At 39.4% G+C, this 1,253-nt stretch carries 1 protein-coding gene; it reads right to left on the bottom strand.

The window, feature by feature from the left end:
- Positions 1 to 894 (bottom strand): hypothetical protein (locus tag CGS49_RS14330; RefSeq protein WP_207653413.1); only part of this gene is annotated, 894 nt, incomplete at its 3' end.
- Positions 895 to 1,253: the final 359 nt, after the last annotated feature.

The raw sequence follows: 1,253 nt of genomic DNA, 5'->3' as shown, positions 1-1,253 counted from the left end.
GCTTACAGGCTTATTCTGAGCCACAGGAGAGCTTACAGGCTTATTCTGAGCCACAGGAGAGCTTACAGGCTTATTCTGAGCCACAGGAGAGCTTACAAAGCTATTTTTAAGCCCAATAAGAGGGAGTTTCGCAACTGGAACGGCTTCAAGTAGCTCTGAAAAGAGAATTTTAGGCTTAATACCACTTTTTTCACTCAAAACCGTTGGAAGCCCCTCTACATAAGAATCTAAGTCTCTTCTAATATCCTCAATCTTGATGATTTTCAAAGAGCCATCTCTATAAAAGCTAGTCTTTTTCAACTCCTCAGCAATCGAATCCAAAGCTACAAACCAATATTGAATGTGAAATCGTCTAGAATTAGTCTGCACATTAGAAATCATCTGCTTACTACTCGTTTTATTTTTCTTAGTCCGCTCAAATTCTAAAGCAACATATTTCTGACTGCCTAAAATATAACCGTCTGGTAAATGAATGTCACGACCTACACGAAACCACTTATCATTAACCTTTTTCATTTCAATAGCTGAGTTCATAGCTTTTTCTGAAATAATCGCACCAAATGGAACTCCCTTAATCGCTAGCCAAATATATGAATCAATGACCCCAAAATCATGTTCAAATCTCGCAACTTTGGGAACTCGTTTCTTCTTCACTTCAAAATCAAGAACCCTGCACCCCTCAGCTGTCAAATAATTCAAGACATCTTTATCAGCAAGCAACTTTTTCCGCTCAACTAAACCACCTATAACTAACTGATTTAACCGACCTCTAACATACTTAACTGGCTCCCCAATCAATACCGCAATGTGCCAATCAAAAGCCCAAGGTAATCGATACAAAATTTTCAAAATCATCAAGTCCCTAGAACTTAACTGCAATCCTTTTTTTACCATATTTCTAAAATCTTTCTATTACAAAATTTACTTTCGCCCGCCGAGCTTATCAATGTAGAATATAACTCTGTTATTATCTGCATTAGCCTGTTTGGTCTCGGAACTTGCTTCTGAGACCAAACAGGCGGGATAAGGCTCGGCGGGCGTTTACTAATAATAAGCCATTATCCAAAAATTCCTAGATATTTCTTTCAAAAAAACGTTATTTATTATTGACAACCTCGTCCCCCAATGCCAACCTTGAGAGAGCCAGAGGGAGCTAAAATGGGCAGACTGCCCCCTAAGAACAGGGGAGCAAAACTCACACGTTAGACGTGGATAGTGCCAAACAGTCTGCCCAAAATCCAACCCGTCGGTTA

It is taken from the genome of Faecalibacterium langellae, assembly GCF_002549775.1.
In the GTDB taxonomy this organism is placed as follows: Bacteria; Bacillota; Clostridia; order Oscillospirales; family Ruminococcaceae; genus Faecalibacterium; species Faecalibacterium langellae.
The sequence above is the reverse complement of the archived record's forward strand: the minus strand, read 5'-3'. Positions and strand labels throughout refer to the sequence as shown.